At 53.9% G+C, this 2,427-nt stretch carries 2 protein-coding genes; both read right to left on the bottom strand.

Annotated elements, in window-relative coordinates; genetic code table 11:
• Positions 1-44 precede the first annotated feature (44 nt).
• The gene (locus tag FHL16_RS33645; protein WP_019821354.1) at positions 45-1,964 is read right to left on the bottom strand and encodes a copper resistance system multicopper oxidase; all 1,920 of its coding nucleotides are present in this window, start codon (positions 1,962-1,964) and stop codon (positions 45-47) included.
• Positions 1,965-2,181: 217 nt separating this feature from the next.
• Positions 2,182-2,388, bottom strand: coding sequence for a co-regulatory protein PtrA N-terminal domain-containing protein (locus FHL16_RS33640; RefSeq protein WP_019821356.1), 207 nt, complete (start codon positions 2,386-2,388; stop codon positions 2,182-2,184).
• Between the last annotated feature and the right edge of the window lie 39 nt (positions 2,389-2,427).

Below are 2,427 nucleotides of genomic sequence, written 5' to 3'. Positions count from 1 at the left end.
ACCAGCGATTTACGATTTAGGTATGTGCTCACAGATCGTCTCCTTTACTCATCAACCCGTACTTCACGGAACATGCCCATTTCCATATGGAAAAGCAGGTGGCAGTGATAGGCCCAGCGACCTAAGGCATCGGCGGTGACTCGATAGCTGCGCTTGGTACCTGGTGGCATGTCGATTGTGTGCTTGCGCACCATGAACTTGCCGTTCTCATCTTCAAGGTCGCTCCACATGCCGTGAAGGTGGATGGGGTGGGTCATCATGGTGTCGTTCACCAGGGTGATACGCAGACGCTCCCCATACTTCAGACGAAGCGGCTCGGCGTCAGAGAATTTGATGCCGTTGAAGGACCACGAAAACTTCTCCATGTGACCGGTCAGATGAAGCTCAATGGTGCGATTGGGCTCGCGACCGTCAGGGTCTTGGAAGGTGCTTTTCAGGTCTGAGTAGGTGAGCACTCGACGACCATTGTTTCGTAACCCGATGCCTGGATCGTTTAGCTTGGGCGTTGGGTTCATGGCTTGCATGTCAACCAACGGGTTGTTGGTTTCGGACGCTGGGTGAGTTTGCATTTCGCCACCCATACCGCCCATCCCTGCCATCTTGCTGTGGTCCATGCCAGCCATGTTGGACATGTCGCCTTTGTCCATTCCCGCCATCTTGCTGTGGTCCATGCCGGCCATGTTAGTCATGTCACCGCTGTCCATGCCGGTCATCCCGGTCATGTCACTTTGGTCCATTCCCGCCATTTTGCTGTGGTCCATGCCCGCCATGCCTGACATGTCACCTTGTTTCATATCGCCGCCGCCCATACCAGCCATGCTGCCATGGTCCATGCCCGCCATACCGCCCATACCCATGTCATCCATGGTCAAAAGCGGCCGAGGATCGATCGCAGGTACCTGTGCCTTTAATCCTTCGCGAACTGCCAAGGTTCCACGTGCATAACCGGTTCTATCCATGGACTGGGCGAAGATTGTGTAAGCTTCTTCGCTGGCAGGTTCTACGATCACGTCATACGTTTCTGCCACGGCGATGCGGAATTCATCGACGCTGACTGGTTCGACATGTTGGCCGTCAGCCGCCACAACGGTCATTTTCAAACCAGGGATGCGGACGTCGAAATAGCTCATAGCTGAGCCGTTGATAAAGCGCAGGCGCAGCTTCTCGCCCGGCTTGAAAATACCGGTCCAGTTACCGTTAGGCGCCTGGCCATTCATGAGATAGGTGTAAGTATCCCCACTGACGTCTGCGAGATCAGTGGGGTTCATTTTCATTTCAGCCCACATCTTCCGGTCGGCCACGGCAGCAGACCAACCTTGCTTGCTGACGTCGTCGATAAAGTCGCCCACGGTACGTTTGTGGTGATTGTAGTAGTCCGATTGCTTCTTGAGCTTGGCCATGACGCGACTAGGATCTTCATCGGTCCAGTCAGTCAACATCACCACATAATCGCGGTTGTATTGAAAAGGTTCAGGCTCTTTCGAGTCGATGACGATTGGACCGTAAACGCCTGCCTGCTCCTGCAAACCAGAGTGGCTGTGGTACCAGTACGTACCGTTCTGATGCACCTTGAATTTGTACTCGTACATGCCATCGGGCGCGATGCCATGGAAACTCAAACCCGGTACACCGTCCATATTGGCGGGCAGAATGATCCCGTGCCAATGAATGGAGGTGTCTTGGTCTAGGCGATTTTTCACACGCAGTGTGACCGTCTCGCCTTCGCGCCAGCGCAGCAAAGGTCCGGGCAACGAACCATTGATGGTCATGGCTGTGCGCGGCGAGCCAGTTATGTTTACAGGGGTTTCACCAATAAACAGATCAAATTCGTTACCGGTGAGAACGCTCGGCAGACCAGGACTGGTCACTGCCCATACAGGAGTGCGCCACAGACCCAGGCCGCCGAGAATGCCACCAGCGGCCAGGCCTTTAACGAATGTCCGCCTAGAGGTTTTGGAATGCATGCCGTTTATGTCCGATCAGTCAAAAGGGAAGCCGTGCGAAACAACCAATGAGTTGCTCAAACAGGTGAAGGCACTCTCTCGGGGGGTGTAATGAGCCCGAATGAGCTCGCTCGCCGTCACTAAAAACGAGTTCTTACGGCAAGCGAGCTCAGAAATTGCCACATTTGAACCACCACAGTGATTACATTTCTGTCAGCTTGGGAGCGCAGCAAGCTATTCAGCAATTCTTGTGGTCCGTCGATTTGGCTTGGCTTTCTGCGATGGGAGGTTGGGTGCTTTGCTTTTGGGCTACTTGATACGATTCCATTGAATTATTCCTAGCCGCTTCCATACGTGCGAACGCCCGGTCACCACCGCCTTCAGCCATTGCCAAAGAAGAGACGGTCAGGGCTGCGATGACGAACAAAGTTTTGATGGGGTTCATTTGAATTTCCTCGGATGAGTATTGGTAACCCCCGAATCC

Source organism: Pseudomonas sp. FSL W5-0299, from assembly GCF_005930655.1.
Classification (GTDB): Bacteria; Pseudomonadota; Gammaproteobacteria; order Pseudomonadales; family Pseudomonadaceae; genus Aquipseudomonas; species Aquipseudomonas mandelii.
Note: the sequence above shows the minus strand (reverse complement) of the source record. Positions and strands in the feature narration are given on the sequence as shown.